Genomic DNA, 14,643 nt, shown 5'->3' with positions numbered 1-14,643 from the left:
ACGCTTGGAGCTCAACCTTCCGTGCCCGTTCTGCGTCTACCGCTTCTCCCTGCCGCGGCAGGTAAACAGCACTGGGGCAACTTGCCCGGTGCCGCCCTCAGCCTGGCCATCGCCGAGGCTGCCAGCGCTGCCAAGCGCTTTACCCTGCTGCTGACCGCCGACAGCCAAAGTGCCGAACGGCTGGAGCAGGAGCTGGGGTTCTTCGCCCCGGATTTGCCGGTGCTGCATTTCCCCGACTGGGAAACCCTGCCCTACGATCTGTTTTCGCCACACCAGGACATCATTTCCCAGCGCATCTCTGCTCTATATAGATTGCCGGAGTTGAGCCATGGCGTGCTGGTGGTGCCGATCACCACGGCGCTGCATCGCCTGGCGCCGACCAAGTTCCTGCTGGGCAGCAGCCTGGTGCTGGACGTTGGCCAGAAGCTCGACGTCGAGCAGATGCGCACACGGCTTGAAGCCAGCGGCTATCGCTACGTCGACACGGTGTACGAACACGGCGAATTCACCGTACGCGGCTCGCTGATCGACCTGTTCCCGATGGGCAGCAAACTGCCGTTCCGGATCGACCTGTTCGATGACGAAATCGAGACGCTGCGCACATTCGATCCGGAAAACCAGCGCTCCATCGATAAAGTTGACACGGTCCGCTTGCTGCCGGCCCGCGAGTTCCCGCTGCAGAAAGATGCGGTCACCCGCTTCAAGGCACGCTTCCGTGAGCGCTTTGATGTCGACTTCCGCCGTTGCCCGATCTTTCAGGACTTAAGCAGCGGGATTACACCCGCCGGTATCGAGTACTACCTGCCGTTGTTCTTCGACGAAACCTCAACGCTGTTCGATTACCTGCCCCAGGACACCCAGGTTTTTTCCCTGCCAGGCATCGAGCAGGCGGCGGAGAATTTCTGGAACGACGTACGCAATCGTTATGAAGAGCGCCGCGTCGATCCGTCCCGTCCTTTATTACCGCCAGCCGAGCTGTTCCTGCCGGTGGAAGACTGCTTCGCACGCCTGAAGAACTGGCCGCGCGTCGTCGCCAGCCAACAGGACGTGGAAACCGGCGTCGGTCGCGAACGCTTCCCGGCGCGTGAACTGCCGAACCTGGCCATCGAAGCCAAGGCCACCCAACCGCTGGCGGCGCTGGCCGGTTTCCTCGACGAGTTCCCCGGTCGCGTGCTGTTCACCGCCGAGTCCGCGGGCCGTCGCGAAGTGCTGTTGGAGTTGCTGGAGCGCCTGAAGCTGCGACCGAAAACCGTCGACAGCTGGCCGGACTTCGTTGCGAGCAAGGAACGCCTGGCGATCACCATCGCACCGCTCGACGAAGGCCTGGTGCTCGACGATCCGGCCCTGGCGCTGGTCGCCGAAAGTCCGCTGTTCGGTCAGCGCGTGATGCAGCGTCGGCGTCGTGAAAAACGCGCCGACGCCAACAACGATGCCGTGATCAAGAACCTCACCGAGCTGCGCGAAGGCGCGCCGGTGGTGCACATCGATCACGGCGTCGGCCGCTACCTGGGCCTGGCCACACTGGAAATCGACGATCAGGCCGCCGAGTTCCTGACCCTGCAATACGCCGAAGGCGCCAAGCTGTACGTGCCGGTGGCCAACCTGCACCTGATCGCCCGCTACACCGGCAGCGACGATGCCCTGGCTCCGCTGCATCGCCTCGGCTCGGAAACCTGGCAGAAAGCCAAACGCAAAGCCGCCGAACAGGTGCGCGACGTCGCCGCCGAGCTGCTCGACATCTATGCCCGCCGCGCCGCTCGCGAAGGTTATGCGTTCGCAGATCCGAAAGCCGATTACGCGACCTTCAGCGCCGGTTTCCCGTTCGAAGAAACCCCGGACCAGCAAACCACCATCGAAGCCGTGCGCGCGGACATGCTCGCGCCGAAACCGATGGACCGCCTGGTCTGCGGCGATGTGGGTTTCGGCAAGACCGAAGTGGCCATGCGCGCGGCCTTTATTGCCGTGCACGGCGGCCGTCAGGTGGCGATCCTGGTGCCGACCACCCTGCTCGCCCAGCAACATTACAACAGCTTCCGCGACCGCTTCGCCGACTGGCCGGTGACCGTGGAAGTGATGAGCCGTTTCAAGTCGGCCAAGGAAGTGAATGCCGCCGTCGCCGACCTCGCCGAAGGCAAGATCGACATCGTCATCGGCACGCACAAATTGCTGCAGGACGACGTGAAGATCAAAAACCTCGGCCTGGTGATCATCGACGAAGAGCACCGTTTCGGCGTCCGCCAGAAAGAACAGCTGAAGGCGCTGCGCAGCGAAGTCGACATCCTCACCCTGACCGCGACGCCGATTCCGCGCACACTGAACATGGCAGTGTCGGGCATGCGCGACCTGTCGATCATCGCCACGCCTCCGGCCCGTCGCCTGTCGGTGCGGACCTTCGTCATGGAGCAGAACAAGAGCACGGTCAAAGAGGCCCTGCTCCGTGAGTTGCTGCGTGGCGGCCAGGTCTACTACCTGCACAACGACGTGAAGACCATCGAGAAATGCGCCGCCGACCTCGCCGAACTGGTGCCGGAAGCGCGGATCGGCATCGGCCACGGGCAGATGCGTGAGCGCGAACTCGAACAGGTGATGAGCGACTTCTACCACAAGCGCTTCAACGTGCTGATCGCCTCGACCATCATCGAGACCGGCATCGACGTGCCGAGTGCCAACACCATCATCATCGAGCGCGCCGACAAGTTCGGCCTCGCGCAGTTGCACCAGCTGCGTGGCCGTGTCGGTCGCAGTCACCACCAGGCGTACGCTTATCTGCTGACACCGCCGCGCCAGCAAATCACCCCGGATGCGGAAAAGCGTCTGGAGGCGATCGCCAATACCCAGGACCTCGGTGCGGGCTTCGTGCTCGCCACCAACGACCTGGAAATCCGTGGCGCCGGCGAACTGCTCGGCGACGGGCAGAGCGGGCAGATCCAGGCCGTGGGTTTCACGTTGTACATGGAGATGCTCGAACGCGCGGTGAAGTCGATCCGCAAGGGCGAACAACCGAATCTCGATCAGCCGCTGGGCGGTGGCCCGGAAGTCAACCTGCGGGTGCCGGCGCTGATTCCCGAGGACTACCTGCCGGATGTCCACGCGCGGCTGATTCTCTACAAGCGCATTGCCTCGGCCACCGATGAGGACGGCCTCAAGGACCTGCAAGTGGAGATGATCGACCGTTTCGGCCTGCTGCCGGAGCCGACCAAGAACCTGATGCGCATTACCGCGCTGAAGTTGCAGGCCGAATTGCTGGGCATCAAGAAGGTCGACGGCGGCCCGCAAGGCGGCCGGATCGAGTTCGCGGCGCAGACACCGGTCGACCCGCTGACCCTGATCAAACTGATTCAGGGCCAGCCCAAACGCTACAAATTCGAAGGCGCCACGATGTTTAAATTCATGGTCCCGATGGAGCGCCCGGAAGAGCGCTTTAATACTGTAGAGGCATTGCTTGAATGCCTCATTCCGAAAACTGCTTGAAGGACGCCGCATGCGCCTGTTTCGCTTACTGACCTTGCTGACCACCCTGGTCGCCCCGACGGCGTTTGCCGATGACCTGTATCAGATCGAAATGATTCTGGTCCGGCAGAACGCCGTGCCCGCCATCGTCAGCCGCGCCGCACCGGAAGACTGGGCGGCTGGCGCCCAGCGCATCAGCCCCGAGAGCCTGCGCACGCCGAGCCTGAATGGCGAAGTGGAAAAGCTCACCGCCAGCAACGAATACACCGTACTGCTGCACAAGGCCTGGCAACAGAACCTCGGCGAAGAAGCCAGCAAAGTCGCGATCAGCGAAGGCACCGAGCAGTTCGGCCAGTTCCCGATCGAGGGCACGCTGAACCTGAAGCTGGGACGCTTCACCGATGTCGATGCGGATTTCTGGGTCAACCAGATCGATGGCAATGGCATGGTCACCGCCAGCGAACGCCTCAAGCAGGAAAGCCACACCAAGAACGGCCAGCTGAACTTCCTCGACAATGGCCACCTCGGCCTGTTGATCAAGATCACCTCGCTCACCGCCCCTGCGCCCCGGCCAGTCCCCGATGAAATTCCGGACTGATTGAAGTCCCTATGCCCGCGACCCTGAGCAAACCCCTGGCACCTTCTTGGGTCAGTCGGTTCAAGGAACAAAGCCTGGAGCGCGGCCGCCGCTATGCGCTGGAGAACCGCGTCAGGATCGTGGAAGTTGGCGACGCGACCATCACTGCCGCGTGCGAAGGTTCTGGCGGTAACGTCTACCGTCAGACCATTCGCCTGCGCGAGTCAGCCAAAGCGACTTTGCTGATGGTCGACGCCACCTGCACATGTCCGGTCCGCAGCAACTGCAAACATTGCGCTGCAGTGCTGCTGAAAATACAGGAAACCCTCGACTACCCTGCTGCCGCGCAAGACGCCGAACTGCTGGAAAAGCTTCAGGCCGTGCTGGAAAACCGCAGCCCCAAAGCACCTCCACAAGTGTTGGTGGACAATGTGCAACCGGTGCCGCGCCTGTGGCTGGCAAGTATCGAGTTCAGCGCCTTCGAACCGCGTAACGGCAAGATGCAGCGCTATATCCAGCATCGCGCGGCGTTGTCCTTCAGCTATCTGGATGAATACGTCTGCGGGCAGAAAAACGCCGACATCCTGATTCGTCAGGAGACGCAGACTCTGCGGATAAAACGCCACCCGGAGGTCGAACAGGCCTACAGGGAACAGCTGAGAATCCTCGGTTTCAAAGTCGCCACCCGGCAAAGCAAAGCACTGCCCGAAAGCGCCGGCGAACTCTACGAGATGGTCAACGACAGCGCCTGGCTGACGTTTACCCTCAACGAGCTGCCGAAGCTGCGCACTCAAGGCTGGGAACTGCAGATCGACGAGGATTTCGGCTTCGACCTGACCGCCGTGGACGACTGGTACGCCACCGTCGAGCAGGCGCCGGAGCGCGACTGGTTCGATCTTGAACTGGGGATTATCGTCAACGGCGAACGGCTGAGCCTGTTGCCGATCCTGTTGAACCTGATGCGTTCCCACACCGAGATTCTCAACCCGGAACGCCTCGCCCGTCGCCGCGACGACGAGCTGATTCTGGTCAACATTCCCAATCGCCCGAACTCCGAGCACGGCCCGCTGCAAGTGGCCCTGCCCTTCGGTCGCTTGAAACCGGTACTGGCGACCCTTGGCGAGTTCTACCTGCAAGAGCCCGGCGAGACCACGCTGCGCCTGAGCAAGGCCGACGCCATTCGGTTGAACCCGCTGGAAGACATGCCACTGCTTTGGGAAGGTGGCGAGCAAATCCGCACCTTTGCCCAGCGCCTGCGGGACATCAAGGATTACACCGCCTCGGCACCAGAAGGCTTGAACGCGACGCTGCGCCCGTATCAGCTGGAAGGTTTGAGCTGGATGCAGTCGTTGCGACAACTGGAGGTCGGCGGGATTCTCGCGGACGACATGGGCCTGGGCAAAACCCTACAGACCCTGGCGCATGTGCTCAGCGAGAAGAACGCCGGACGCCTGGATCGGCCGTGCATGGTGGTGATGCCCACCAGCCTGATTCCCAACTGGCTCGACGAAGCGGCGCACTTCACGCCGCAACTGAAAGTGCTGGCGCTGTACGGCGCCAGTCGCAAGAAGCATTTCGACACGCTGGCCGATTACGACCTGATCCTCACCACCTATGCGCTGCTGCCCAAGGACGTCGAACGCCTGGCCGCACAGCCGCTGCACGTGCTGGTGCTGGACGAAGCGCAATACATCAAGAACCCCAACAGCAAAGCCGCCCACGCCGCCCGCGAGCTGAATGCTCGCCAGCGCCTGTGCCTGAGCGGTACGCCATTGGAAAACCACCTGGGCGAGCTGTGGTCGCTGTTCCACTTTCTGCTGCCGGGCTGGCTGGGTGATGTGAAAAGCTTCAACCGCGATTACCGCGTGCCGATTGAAAAGCGCGCCAGCGAAGTAAGACTTCAACACCTGAACGGTCGGATCAAACCGTTTCTGTTGCGCAGGACCAAAGAACAGGTGGCGACGGAATTGCCGCCGAAGACGGAAATCATCCATTGGGTCGAGCTCAACGAAGCCCAGCGCGATGTGTACGAAGCCATGCGCCTGGCCATGGACAAAAAGGTGCGCGATGAGATCACCCGCAAGGGCGTGGCGCGCAGCCAGATCATCATTCTGGAGGCGCTGCTGAAACTGCGTCAGGTCTGCTGCGATTTGCGCCTGGTCAACGACGCTGCCCTGCCAGCGCGTGGAAGCACGTCGGGCAAGCTCGACAGCCTGATGGAAATGCTTGAGGAATTGTTCGAAGAGGGTCGGCGGATCCTGCTGTTCTCGCAGTTCACGTCGATGCTTGCGCTGATCGAGGTCGAGCTGAAGAAGCGTGGCGTCGACTATGCGCTGCTGACAGGACAGACCCGCGATCGACGCTCACCGGTGAAGGATTTCCAGAGCGGCAAGCGTCAGATCTTTCTGATCAGTTTGAAGGCCGGTGGCGTGGGCCTGAACCTGACGGAAGCGGACACGGTGATTCATTACGATCCGTGGTGGAACCCGGCGACGGAAAACCAGGCGACAGACCGTGCGTACCGTATTGGCCAGGAAAAACCGGTGTTCGTCTACAAGATGATTGCCAGGGGCACGGTGGAAGAGAAGATTCAGCACCTTCAGAAGGAAAAATCCGACCTCGCTGCGGGCGTGCTGGATGGGCGCAAGGCCGGGGACTGGAAGTTGCAGAGTGATGATATCGAGGCGTTGTTTGCGCCATTGCCGGAGAAGATCGACAAGTAGCGGTGCTTGTTAGATCGCCATCGCCGGCAAGCCGGTCTCGCTCCCACAGGGATTCTGGCCTAACCAAATCCCTTGTGGGAGCGAGCCTGCTCGCGATAGCGTCGACTCGATCTATCGACTGCCTAACCTTTGAGCACCCGCGCCAACGTCGACTTCACCTTCCCCATCCCGTCATGCAATGCCTGCTCGATCTCGGCCATGGTAATCACCGCCGTCGACTTGCCCGCCGCCGGGTTCACCACCAGCGCCAGACAGGCGTAATCCAGCTCAAGCTCACGCGCCAGTGCCGCTTCCGGCATGCCGGTCATGCCAACGATGTCGCAGCCGTCACGCTCCAGTCGCGCGATCTCAGCCACAGTTTCCAGACGTGGCCCCTGGGTGCAAGCATAAACGCCATGACTGCTGTAGCCGACGCCTTCAGCGGCCAGCGCCGCGATCAACTGCTGGCGCAACGCTTCGCTGTAGGGATAGCTGAAGTCGATGTGAGTGACCTGTTCCAGGTCATCGGCAAAGTAGGTGTGCTGGCGACCGCTGGTGTAGTCGATCAGCTGATGCGGCACACAGAAATGCCCGGTGCCCATCGCGGCATGAATCCCGCCCACGGCGTTGACCGCGAGGATCGCCTCGGCACCCGCCTGTTTCAGCGCCCAGAGATTGGCGCGGTAGTTCACCTGATGCGGCGGGAAACGGTGCGGGTGGCCGTGGCGCGCGAGGAACAGCACTTCCTTGCCGGCGTACTCGCCGATCTGCACGTCGGCCGAAGGCGCGCCATAAGGAGTGTCCACCGCCAGTGACTGACGAATGCTCAGACCTTCGAGCTGGGTCAGGCCGGTGCCACCGATAATCGCGTAAACCGTCATAACGTAAAGTCCTTAATCAATCAGTTGAGCGTCTTTGAGCGCACCCATGGCCGCCAGCCAGCGTGGATCCTGACGGTATTCGGTGCTGGCGTAGGACTGGCCGCGCATCCGGGCAATGCGCTCGGACGGTTTGACCTTCAGACGCTGGGCGGCGCTCAGCGCCAGTTCCGCGGCAGCGCGGTCGTTGCACACCAGGCCCATGTCGCAGCCTGCGGTCAGCGCGGCTTCGATACGGCTGGCGGCATCGCCAACCACGTGGGCGCCGGCCATCGACAAATCGTCGCTGAAGATCACGCCGTCGAACTGCAATTCGCCGCGCAGGATGTCTTGCAACCAGCGGCGGGAGAAGCCGGCCGGCTGGGAATCGACTTGTGGATAAATGACATGGGCCGGCATGACGGCGGCCAGTTGCTTGCTCAGCTTGGCAAACGGCACCAGGTCGTTGGCGCGGATCTCGTCGAGGCTGCGCTCGTCATTCGGGATGGCAACGTGGGAATCCGCTTCGGCCCAGCCGTGACCGGGGAAGTGCTTGCCGGTGGCCGCCATGCCTGCGCTGTTCATGCCGCGGATGAATGCACCCGCCAACAGCGCCGCGCGCGCCGGATCGCCTTCGAACGAGCGAGTACCAACCACCGCGCTGCGCTGGTAATCCAGGTCCAGCACCGGAGCGAAACTCAGGTCGAGGCCGACCGCCAGCACTTCGGTGGCCATGATCCAGCCGCATTGCTCAGCCAGGTATTCAGCGTTCGGGTTGTCTGCGATGGCGCGCATGGCGGGCAATCGCACGAAGCCCTGACGCAGACGCTGCACCCGCCCACCTTCCTGGTCCACCGCCAGCAGCAGATCAGGACGAATGGCACGGATCGCCGCGCTCAGTTCGCGCACCTGGCGCGGATGCTCGATGTTGCGGGCAAAAATGATCAGGCCGCCCACTTCAGGCTGGCGCAACAATTGGCGATCTTCGGCCGTCAGCCAGGTACCGGCGACGTCCACCATCAACGAGCCTTGCAGGCCAGCAGTCATAGTGATTCCTTGATAACGAGAAACCCGGCTCGCACGCATTCGCCGCCCAGGGCCATGCCCGGCAGGTCAGCGATAAAAATGGGGAGCGGGTTCAGAACGAGAGTCGGCATGGGCGGCTAGCTTAGCGGATGTCAGCTGCCGCGCCCACCCGTGCGGTTAAACCTTGGCGGCAACCGGCGTCGATTTGCTGCGCGGACGCAATTGCGCGGTGGCCATGGCCGTGTCGGTGACGCCGGTTTCGGCACGCATCCCGGCCGCCAGGAACGGCACCATCAGACGCATCACTTGCTCAATGGAAGTGTTGACGCCGAAATCGGTCTCGGCAATCGCACGCAAGGCCTTGATGCCCGACATGCTGAACGCCGCGGCGCCGAGCATGAAGTGCACACGCCAGAACAGTTCAATCGGTGGAATACGAGGCGCGGCTTCGTTGACCAGCATCATGTAGCGGCGGAACACCTTGCCGTACATGTCTTCCAGATAACGACGCAAGTGACCCTGGCTCTGACTGAACGCCAGCCCCAGCAAACGCATGAAGATAGAGAGATCGTTGCCGCTGCGTGGCTGCACCACGAGGGCTTGCTCGACGAGGATTTCCAGCAGTTCTTCCAGGGTCGGCTTGTTTTCCGGCCGGGCCTGGCGCCGCTCCAGCTCTTTGTCGAGGCTCAGGCAGAAAGGGCCGAGGAAGCGCGAGAAGACCGCTTGAATCAGCGCCTTCTTCGAACCGAAGTGATAGTTCACCGCCGCCAGGTTGACGCCGGCCTTGCTGGTGATCAAACGCAACGAGGTTTCAGCGAAACCTTTCTCCGCGAACAATTGCTCGGCAGCATCGAGAATGCGTTCAACGGTTTCCGACTGGGCCATGGCTACTCCGCCTGACAAACACTTGTTTGAAACATACGTTTCAGCCCGGGCCTTGTCAAGCCTGGCGGTTCGTTTCGGGAATGGTCAGTCAGCTATTTAACCATACAACAGTGTGGTGTTAATCAGCGGGCTGACTGACCGTCTGGCGGACATCAAAAAAAGGGGCATTGCCAAGATGCTTTCACTGTATATAATCCCAGTCACTGTATAAAAAGACAGAGCGATCAATATGCTAAAGCTGACGCCACGCCAAGCCGAGATTCTGGCCTTCATCAAACGCTGCCTGGAAGACAACGGCTATCCGCCGACCCGCGCGGAAATCGCTCAGGAACTAGGGTTCAAGTCGCCCAACGCGGCGGAAGAACACCTCAAGGCCCTGGCCCGCAAAGGCGCGATCGAGATGACCCCCGGCGCCTCCCGCGGCATTCGCATCCCTGGTTTCGAAGCCAAGGCTGACGAATCCACGCTGCCCATCATCGGTCGAGTCGCCGCAGGCGCACCGATCCTTGCGCAACAGCACATTGAAGAATCCTGCAACATCAACCCTGCCTTCTTCCATCCTCGTGCGGACTACTTGTTGCGCGTGCATGGCATGAGCATGAAGGACGTGGGCATTTTCGACGGCGACCTGCTGGCCGTCCATACCACCCGTGAAGCCCGCAACGGCCAGATCGTGGTAGCGCGGATCGGCGACGAAGTAACGGTCAAACGCTTCAAGCGTGACGGCAGCAAAGTCTGGCTGATTGCCGAAAACCCTGAATTCGCCCCTATCGAAGTGAACCTGAAAGATCAGGAACTGGTGATCGAAGGCTTGAGTGTTGGCGTCATTCGCCGCTAAAGGAGGCTTTATGCAGTTCCCACACACATCACAGCAAGCCCAACTGCCGTTGTTCGAGGCGTTCATGGTGCAGCCGATGGCACCGATTCTGAAAGACGTGGTCGAGTCGCCCTGGAGCGCCGAACCCGAAGTTTTCAGTGAGCTGTCATTGCGTGGTGCGGCCGGGAACTGCCTGAGCCTTCTGGCACCGATCCTCAGGGAATTGAGCGAGGATCAGGACGCGCGTTGGCTGACATTGATCGCCCCGCCCGCCAGCCTGACACAAGCCTGGTTGCGAGATGCCGGCCTGAATCGTGAACGCATCCTGCTGCTGCAACCACGCGGCACCCAGAGCGCACAACAGTTGACCTGCGAAGCCTTGCGCCTGGGCCGCAGCCACACTGTCGTCAGCTGGCTGAATCCATTGAACGCAGCATCACGGCAGCAGCTGGTCAGCGCCGCCCGGACCGGGGATGCACAGAGCCTGAATATTCGATTGGGTTAAACAAAGAGTGCGTCGAGCAACGCGGGGCTTCTCCAAGGACAGAGAAGCCGATCTGTAGCAGTATCAGTAAAAAGCGACGAACGGGATCAATGAAGGACCCGAGAAGCCTCATCCGTGTTGAAATCACCTTCAACCAGGCGACCGGCCATCTGAACGCCGACGCTCAACATCGCCTTGGCGACTTCCACGTGCTGGCCTTGCAGGAACGCCTTGGCATCCTCGGAGAAATTCAAAGTAACCAGAGAACCCTCGTCCTCAGCCCTTCGTAGCTCGATTCGGCCGTCTGGTAACTCGACAATTTCTAGAAAGGACGTAGGCATAAAGGTCTGTTCTCCACGAAAGGCGGGGATTATATAGGCATCAGCCAGGCTTCGCTCGGGATCTTGACCAGATGCCACCACGAAGAGAAATTTCTGACAACACGCTCATCCCTGAACGGACAGCCTCTCAACCGTCCGTCGAACGCTCAATCCTTCAGCACTCGTTCAATCCTTCGCGAAACCGGATCGCCAGCCCCTTCAGGTTCTGACGCCAGCTCTCCAGCTCTTCACGACTCAGCTCTTCAGGCGCGTCTTCTTCATCCAGGTTAACGGCCAGAATCAACGGTTGTGTCACATCGCCCTTCGGTTTGTGCGGTGCACGCGGCGGTTGAAACAGTGCCGCATGCGCCGACAGCAACTTGGCCAGCCAGGTTTCCGGGTTTTGCGCCAACTCCACCATCTCGGCCATTTCAGGAATGGCGATGGCTTCCAGTACTTCCCGGGTCAGCAGCATTTCCGCCCGCGGTGCATTGGCCTGCGACAGCCGATAGAAGCCGGCGATTTCATGGCAAAGCCCGAGCAGCGCACCGTACAGGTGGAACAACGCCGATTCGCGCCCGGCCTGAATCAGCGCCAGGGAATTCATCGCCCGCCCCTCTTCGGCCTTCGCAAGCGCTTCCAGCGACAGGCCGGCGAAATAAATCTTCTGGTTGGTACGGGTATAGAGTTCGTGGGCCATGACGGCAGCCTCCACAACGAAATAATTGCGTAACGCAGGTCATGTAGGAGCGAGCTTGCTCGCGAAGGACGTCAACGATAACGCGGGATGCCTGACACCCCGCGGTGCTCTCAGGTTTATCGCGAGCGAGCTCGCTCCTACAAGGTCTTGCGATTTAAGCCTTCGCAGCCGGTCGCTTGTCCTCGACCTTCCACTTGCCACCATCATAGAACGCTTTCCAGCCAGTCGGCTTGCCGTCGACTTCTGTCTGCACGTACTGCTCTTTGGTCTTGCGGCTGTAACGGATCACGGCCGGGAGACCATCCGGGTCCTTCTTCGGCGCTTCGCAGAGGAAGTGGTACTTCGGATCGATTTCATCCTTGTGCGGGATGATTTCCATGACCAGCGGCGCACGGGTCTCGCGGTTTTTCGGGAACTGGCTGGCCGCCAGGAACAGCCCGGAAGCACCGTCGCGCAGGATGTAGGTGTCGTTGACCTTTTCGCATTTCAGCTCAGGCATCTTCACCGGGTCCATCTTCGGCGGCGCCGCGTCACCGCTTTTCAGCAGCTTGCGGGTGTTCTTGCACGTTGCGTTGGTGCAACCGAAGAACTTGCCGAAACGGCCTGTCTTGAGTTGCATCTCGCTGCCGCACTTGTCGCATTCCAGACTCGGACCTTCGTAGCCCTTGATGCGGTAAGTACCCTCCTCGATTTCGTAGCCGTCGCAATCCGGGTTGTTACCGCAGATGTGCAACTTGCGCTTTTCGTCGAGCAGGTAAGCGTCCATCGCCGTGCTGCAGATCGGGCAACGATGCTTGCCGCGCAGCACCAGGGATTCCGACTCACCCTCGTCGTCCGCGGCGATTTCATCGCCCGGCACCAGGTTGACGGTGGCCTTGCAGCGCTCTTTCGGCGGCAGGCTGTAACCCGAGCACCCGAGGAATACGCCAGTCGATGCAGTGCGAATCTGCATCGGGCGGCCACAGGTCGTGCACGGGATGTCGGTCATTACCGGCTGGTTGGCACGCATGCCGTTTTCCGGGCTTTCGGCCACTTCGAGTTTTTTCTTGAAGTCGCCGTAGAACTCGTCCAGCACGTTTTTCCAGTCGCGTTCGCCCTGGGCCACGTCATCGAGGTTCTCTTCCATGCCGGCGGTGAAGCCGTAGTCCATGAGGTTGGAGAAGCTCTCGGACAGACGCTCGGTGACGATGTCACCCATCTTTTCCGAATAGAAACGACGGTTGTGCAGTGCCACGTAGCCGCGGTCCTGGATGGTCGAAATGATCGCCGCGTAGGTCGAAGGACGACCGATGCCGCGTTTTTCCATTTCTTTTACCAGGCTCGCTTCCGAGTAACGCGCCGGCGGCTTGGTGAAGTGCTGGGTCGGATCAAGCTTGATCAGCTTCATCGCGTCGCCCTGGGCCATGTCCGGCAGCACGTCATCATCGCCAGGCTTGGCGATTTGCGGCATGACGCGGGTGTAACCGTCGAACTTGAGGATACGGCCCTTGGCGCGCAGCTCGAAATCGCCGGCACCGACGGTGACCGTGGTCGACAGGTATTGGGCCGGCAGCATCTGGCAGGCGAGGAACTGGCGCCAGATCAGCTCGTACAGACGCTCGGCATCGCGCTCCATGCCCGACAGCTTGCTTGGCTCGGTGTTGGCGTCGGACGGACGAATCGCTTCGTGAGCCTCCTGCGCGCCTTCCTTGCTGCTGTAGACGTTCGGGGTTTCCGGCAGGTACTTCTTGCCGAACTCGCTTTCAATATAAGTACGCGCCATCGTCACGGCATCAGCCGAGAGGTTGGTGGAGTCGGTACGCATATACGTGATGTAGCCCGCTTCGTACAAACGCTGGGCCATCATCATGGTTTTCTTCACGCCGAAGCCCAGGCGGTTACTCGCGGCCTGCTGCAGGGTGGACGTGATGAACGGTGCCGACGGCTTGCTGCTGGTCGGTTTGTCTTCGCGCTTGACGATGCTGTAGCTGGAAGCCTTGAGCTTCTCCAGCGCGGCCATGGCCTGGGCTTCGTTCAGCGGCTTGAAGGCTTCGCCCTTCTCGCGGGCCACGTCGAAGCGCACGGTGGCGCCCTTGGCGGTGCCGAGGTCAGCGTGGACTTCCCAGTATTCTTCAGGGATGAACGCGCGGATTTCGCGTTCACGCTCGACCACCAGTTTCACGGCAACCGATTGCACGCGACCGGCGGACAGGCCACGGGCAATCTTGGCCCACAACAGCGGCGATACCATGTAACCGACCACGCGGTCGAGGAAACGACGCGCCTGCTGGGCGTTTACACGGTCGATGTCCAGCTCGCCCGGCTTGGAGAAGGCTTCCTGAATCGCTTTCTTGGTGATTTCGTTGAACACCACGCGCTTGTAGCGGCTGTCGTCACCACCGATGGCTTCGCGCAGGTGCCAGGCAATGGCTTCCCCCTCGCGGTCCAAGTCGGTTGCGAGATAGATGGTGTCAGCATCTTTGGCGAGCCGGCGCAGCTCTTCGATGACTTTTTCCTTGCCCGGGAGGATCTCGTACTTGGCTTTCCAGCCATGATCGGGATCGACACCCATGCGCGAGACAAGCTGCTTGCGCGCTTTCTCTTTCGGCGTGAGCACCGGACCTTCGCCCGCGGCGGCCTTGCCGCGCTTGGCGGCTGGCTCTTTGCTGGCGCTAGCCGAACCGCTGGTGGGCAGGTCTCGGATATGGCCGATACTCGACTTCACCACGTATTGGTTACCCAGATACTTGTTGATGGTCTTGGCCTTAGCCGGGGATTCCACAATGACCAGCGATTTGCCCATGGATCAGAAAATTCCTGAATTCTAGAAGTGAAAGGCGGTTGGC

General features: G+C 61.0%; 11 protein-coding genes. 5 read left to right on the top strand and 6 right to left on the bottom strand.

Going from position 1 to position 14,643, the window contains the following annotated elements:
• The first annotated feature begins 21 nt into the window (after positions 1-21).
• From mfd to ACF6ZU_RS22005, 3 genes are read left to right on the top strand one after another with little or no spacing between them, the layout of a single operon-like run.
• Positions 22-3,471 (top strand): transcription-repair coupling factor, encoded by a 3,450-nt coding sequence (mfd, locus tag ACF6ZU_RS22015; protein ID WP_392886952.1) that lies wholly within the window; start codon positions 22-24, stop codon positions 3,469-3,471.
• 10 nt (positions 3,472-3,481) lie between these two features.
• Positions 3,482-4,048, top strand: coding sequence for a CsiV family protein (locus tag ACF6ZU_RS22010; protein ID WP_392886950.1), 567 nt, complete (start codon positions 3,482-3,484; stop codon positions 4,046-4,048).
• A gap of 11 nt (positions 4,049-4,059) precedes the next feature.
• Positions 4,060-6,750: an SNF2-related protein gene (locus ACF6ZU_RS22005; protein ID WP_392886949.1), complete on the top strand. Its 2,691-nt coding sequence runs from the start codon at positions 4,060-4,062 to the stop codon at positions 6,748-6,750.
• Positions 6,751-6,872: 122 nt separating this feature from the next.
• Here ACF6ZU_RS22005 and ACF6ZU_RS22000 read toward each other — a convergent pair whose 3' ends face one another.
• The 3 genes from ACF6ZU_RS22000 to ACF6ZU_RS21990 all read right to left on the bottom strand — a co-directional run bounded on the left by ACF6ZU_RS22000 (position 6,873) and on the right by ACF6ZU_RS21990 (position 9,497).
• On the bottom strand, positions 6,873-7,610 hold the full coding sequence (locus ACF6ZU_RS22000; protein WP_392886947.1) for an S-methyl-5'-thioinosine phosphorylase: 738 nt from the start codon (positions 7,608-7,610) through the stop codon (positions 6,873-6,875).
• A gap of 12 nt (positions 7,611-7,622) precedes the next feature.
• Positions 7,623-8,633, bottom strand: coding sequence for a beta-N-acetylhexosaminidase (nagZ, locus tag ACF6ZU_RS21995; RefSeq protein ID WP_392886946.1), 1,011 nt, complete (start codon positions 8,631-8,633; stop codon positions 7,623-7,625).
• 156 nt (positions 8,634-8,789) lie between these two features.
• Positions 8,790-9,497 carry a TetR family transcriptional regulator gene (locus tag ACF6ZU_RS21990; RefSeq protein ID WP_392886944.1) on the bottom strand — a complete coding sequence of 236 codons (708 nt, stop codon included), beginning with the start codon at positions 9,495-9,497 and terminating at the stop codon, positions 8,790-8,792.
• Between the two features lie 229 nt (positions 9,498-9,726).
• Between ACF6ZU_RS21990 and lexA the strand changes: the two genes are divergently transcribed.
• Both lexA and sulA read left to right on the top strand, forming a co-directional pair.
• Positions 9,727-10,335, top strand: coding sequence for a transcriptional repressor LexA (gene lexA / locus ACF6ZU_RS21985; protein ID WP_007944149.1), 609 nt, complete (start codon positions 9,727-9,729; stop codon positions 10,333-10,335).
• Between the two features lie 10 nt (positions 10,336-10,345).
• Entirely contained in the window at positions 10,346-10,819 is a 474-nt protein-coding gene (gene sulA, locus ACF6ZU_RS21980; RefSeq protein WP_392886943.1) for an SOS-induced cell division inhibitor SulA, read from the top strand.
• A gap of 86 nt (positions 10,820-10,905) precedes the next feature.
• Here the strand turns inward: sulA and ACF6ZU_RS21975 are convergent, their stop codons facing one another.
• The 3 genes from ACF6ZU_RS21975 to topA all read right to left on the bottom strand — a co-directional run bounded on the left by ACF6ZU_RS21975 (position 10,906) and on the right by topA (position 14,600).
• A complete protein-coding gene (locus ACF6ZU_RS21975) occupies positions 10,906-11,139 on the bottom strand; it encodes a hypothetical protein (protein WP_392886942.1) in 234 nt (77 codons plus the stop codon).
• Positions 11,140-11,293: 154 nt separating this feature from the next.
• A complete protein-coding gene (locus ACF6ZU_RS21970; RefSeq protein WP_392886940.1) occupies positions 11,294-11,818 on the bottom strand; it encodes a DUF6586 family protein in 525 nt (174 codons plus the stop codon).
• Positions 11,819-11,972: 154 nt separating this feature from the next.
• Positions 11,973-14,600 (bottom strand): type I DNA topoisomerase, encoded by a 2,628-nt coding sequence (topA, locus tag ACF6ZU_RS21965; RefSeq protein WP_392886937.1) that lies wholly within the window; start codon positions 14,598-14,600, stop codon positions 11,973-11,975.
• Positions 14,601-14,643 lie beyond the last annotated feature (43 nt).

This window comes from Pseudomonas migulae, from assembly GCF_043225285.1.
Lineage (GTDB): Bacteria > Pseudomonadota > Gammaproteobacteria > Pseudomonadales > Pseudomonadaceae > Aquipseudomonas > Aquipseudomonas migulae_C.
Note: the sequence above shows the minus strand (reverse complement) of the source record. Positions and strands in the feature narration are given on the sequence as shown.

Excerpts from the sequence above, each read along its gene's own strand:
- ACF6ZU_RS22010 (WP_392886950.1), top strand. The coding sequence starts at position 3,482 with ATGCGCCTGTTTCGCTTACTGACCTTGCTGACCACCCTGGTCGCCCCG.
- ACF6ZU_RS22005 (WP_392886949.1), top strand. The coding sequence starts at position 4,060 with ATGCCCGCGACCCTGAGCAAACCCCTGGCACCTTCTTGGGTCAGTCGG.
- ACF6ZU_RS22000 (WP_392886947.1), bottom strand. The coding sequence starts at position 7,610 with ATGACGGTTTACGCGATTATCGGTGGCACCGGCCTGACCCAGCTCGAA.
- nagZ (WP_392886946.1), bottom strand. The coding sequence starts at position 8,633 with ATGACTGCTGGCCTGCAAGGCTCGTTGATGGTGGACGTCGCCGGTACC.
- ACF6ZU_RS21990 (WP_392886944.1), bottom strand. The coding sequence starts at position 9,497 with ATGGCCCAGTCGGAAACCGTTGAACGCATTCTCGATGCTGCCGAGCAA.
- lexA (WP_007944149.1), top strand. The coding sequence starts at position 9,727 with ATGCTAAAGCTGACGCCACGCCAAGCCGAGATTCTGGCCTTCATCAAA.
- sulA (WP_392886943.1), top strand. The coding sequence starts at position 10,346 with ATGCAGTTCCCACACACATCACAGCAAGCCCAACTGCCGTTGTTCGAG.
- ACF6ZU_RS21975 (WP_392886942.1), bottom strand. The coding sequence starts at position 11,139 with ATGCCTACGTCCTTTCTAGAAATTGTCGAGTTACCAGACGGCCGAATC.
- ACF6ZU_RS21970 (WP_392886940.1), bottom strand. The coding sequence starts at position 11,818 with ATGGCCCACGAACTCTATACCCGTACCAACCAGAAGATTTATTTCGCC.
- topA (WP_392886937.1), bottom strand. The coding sequence starts at position 14,600 with ATGGGCAAATCGCTGGTCATTGTGGAATCCCCGGCTAAGGCCAAGACC.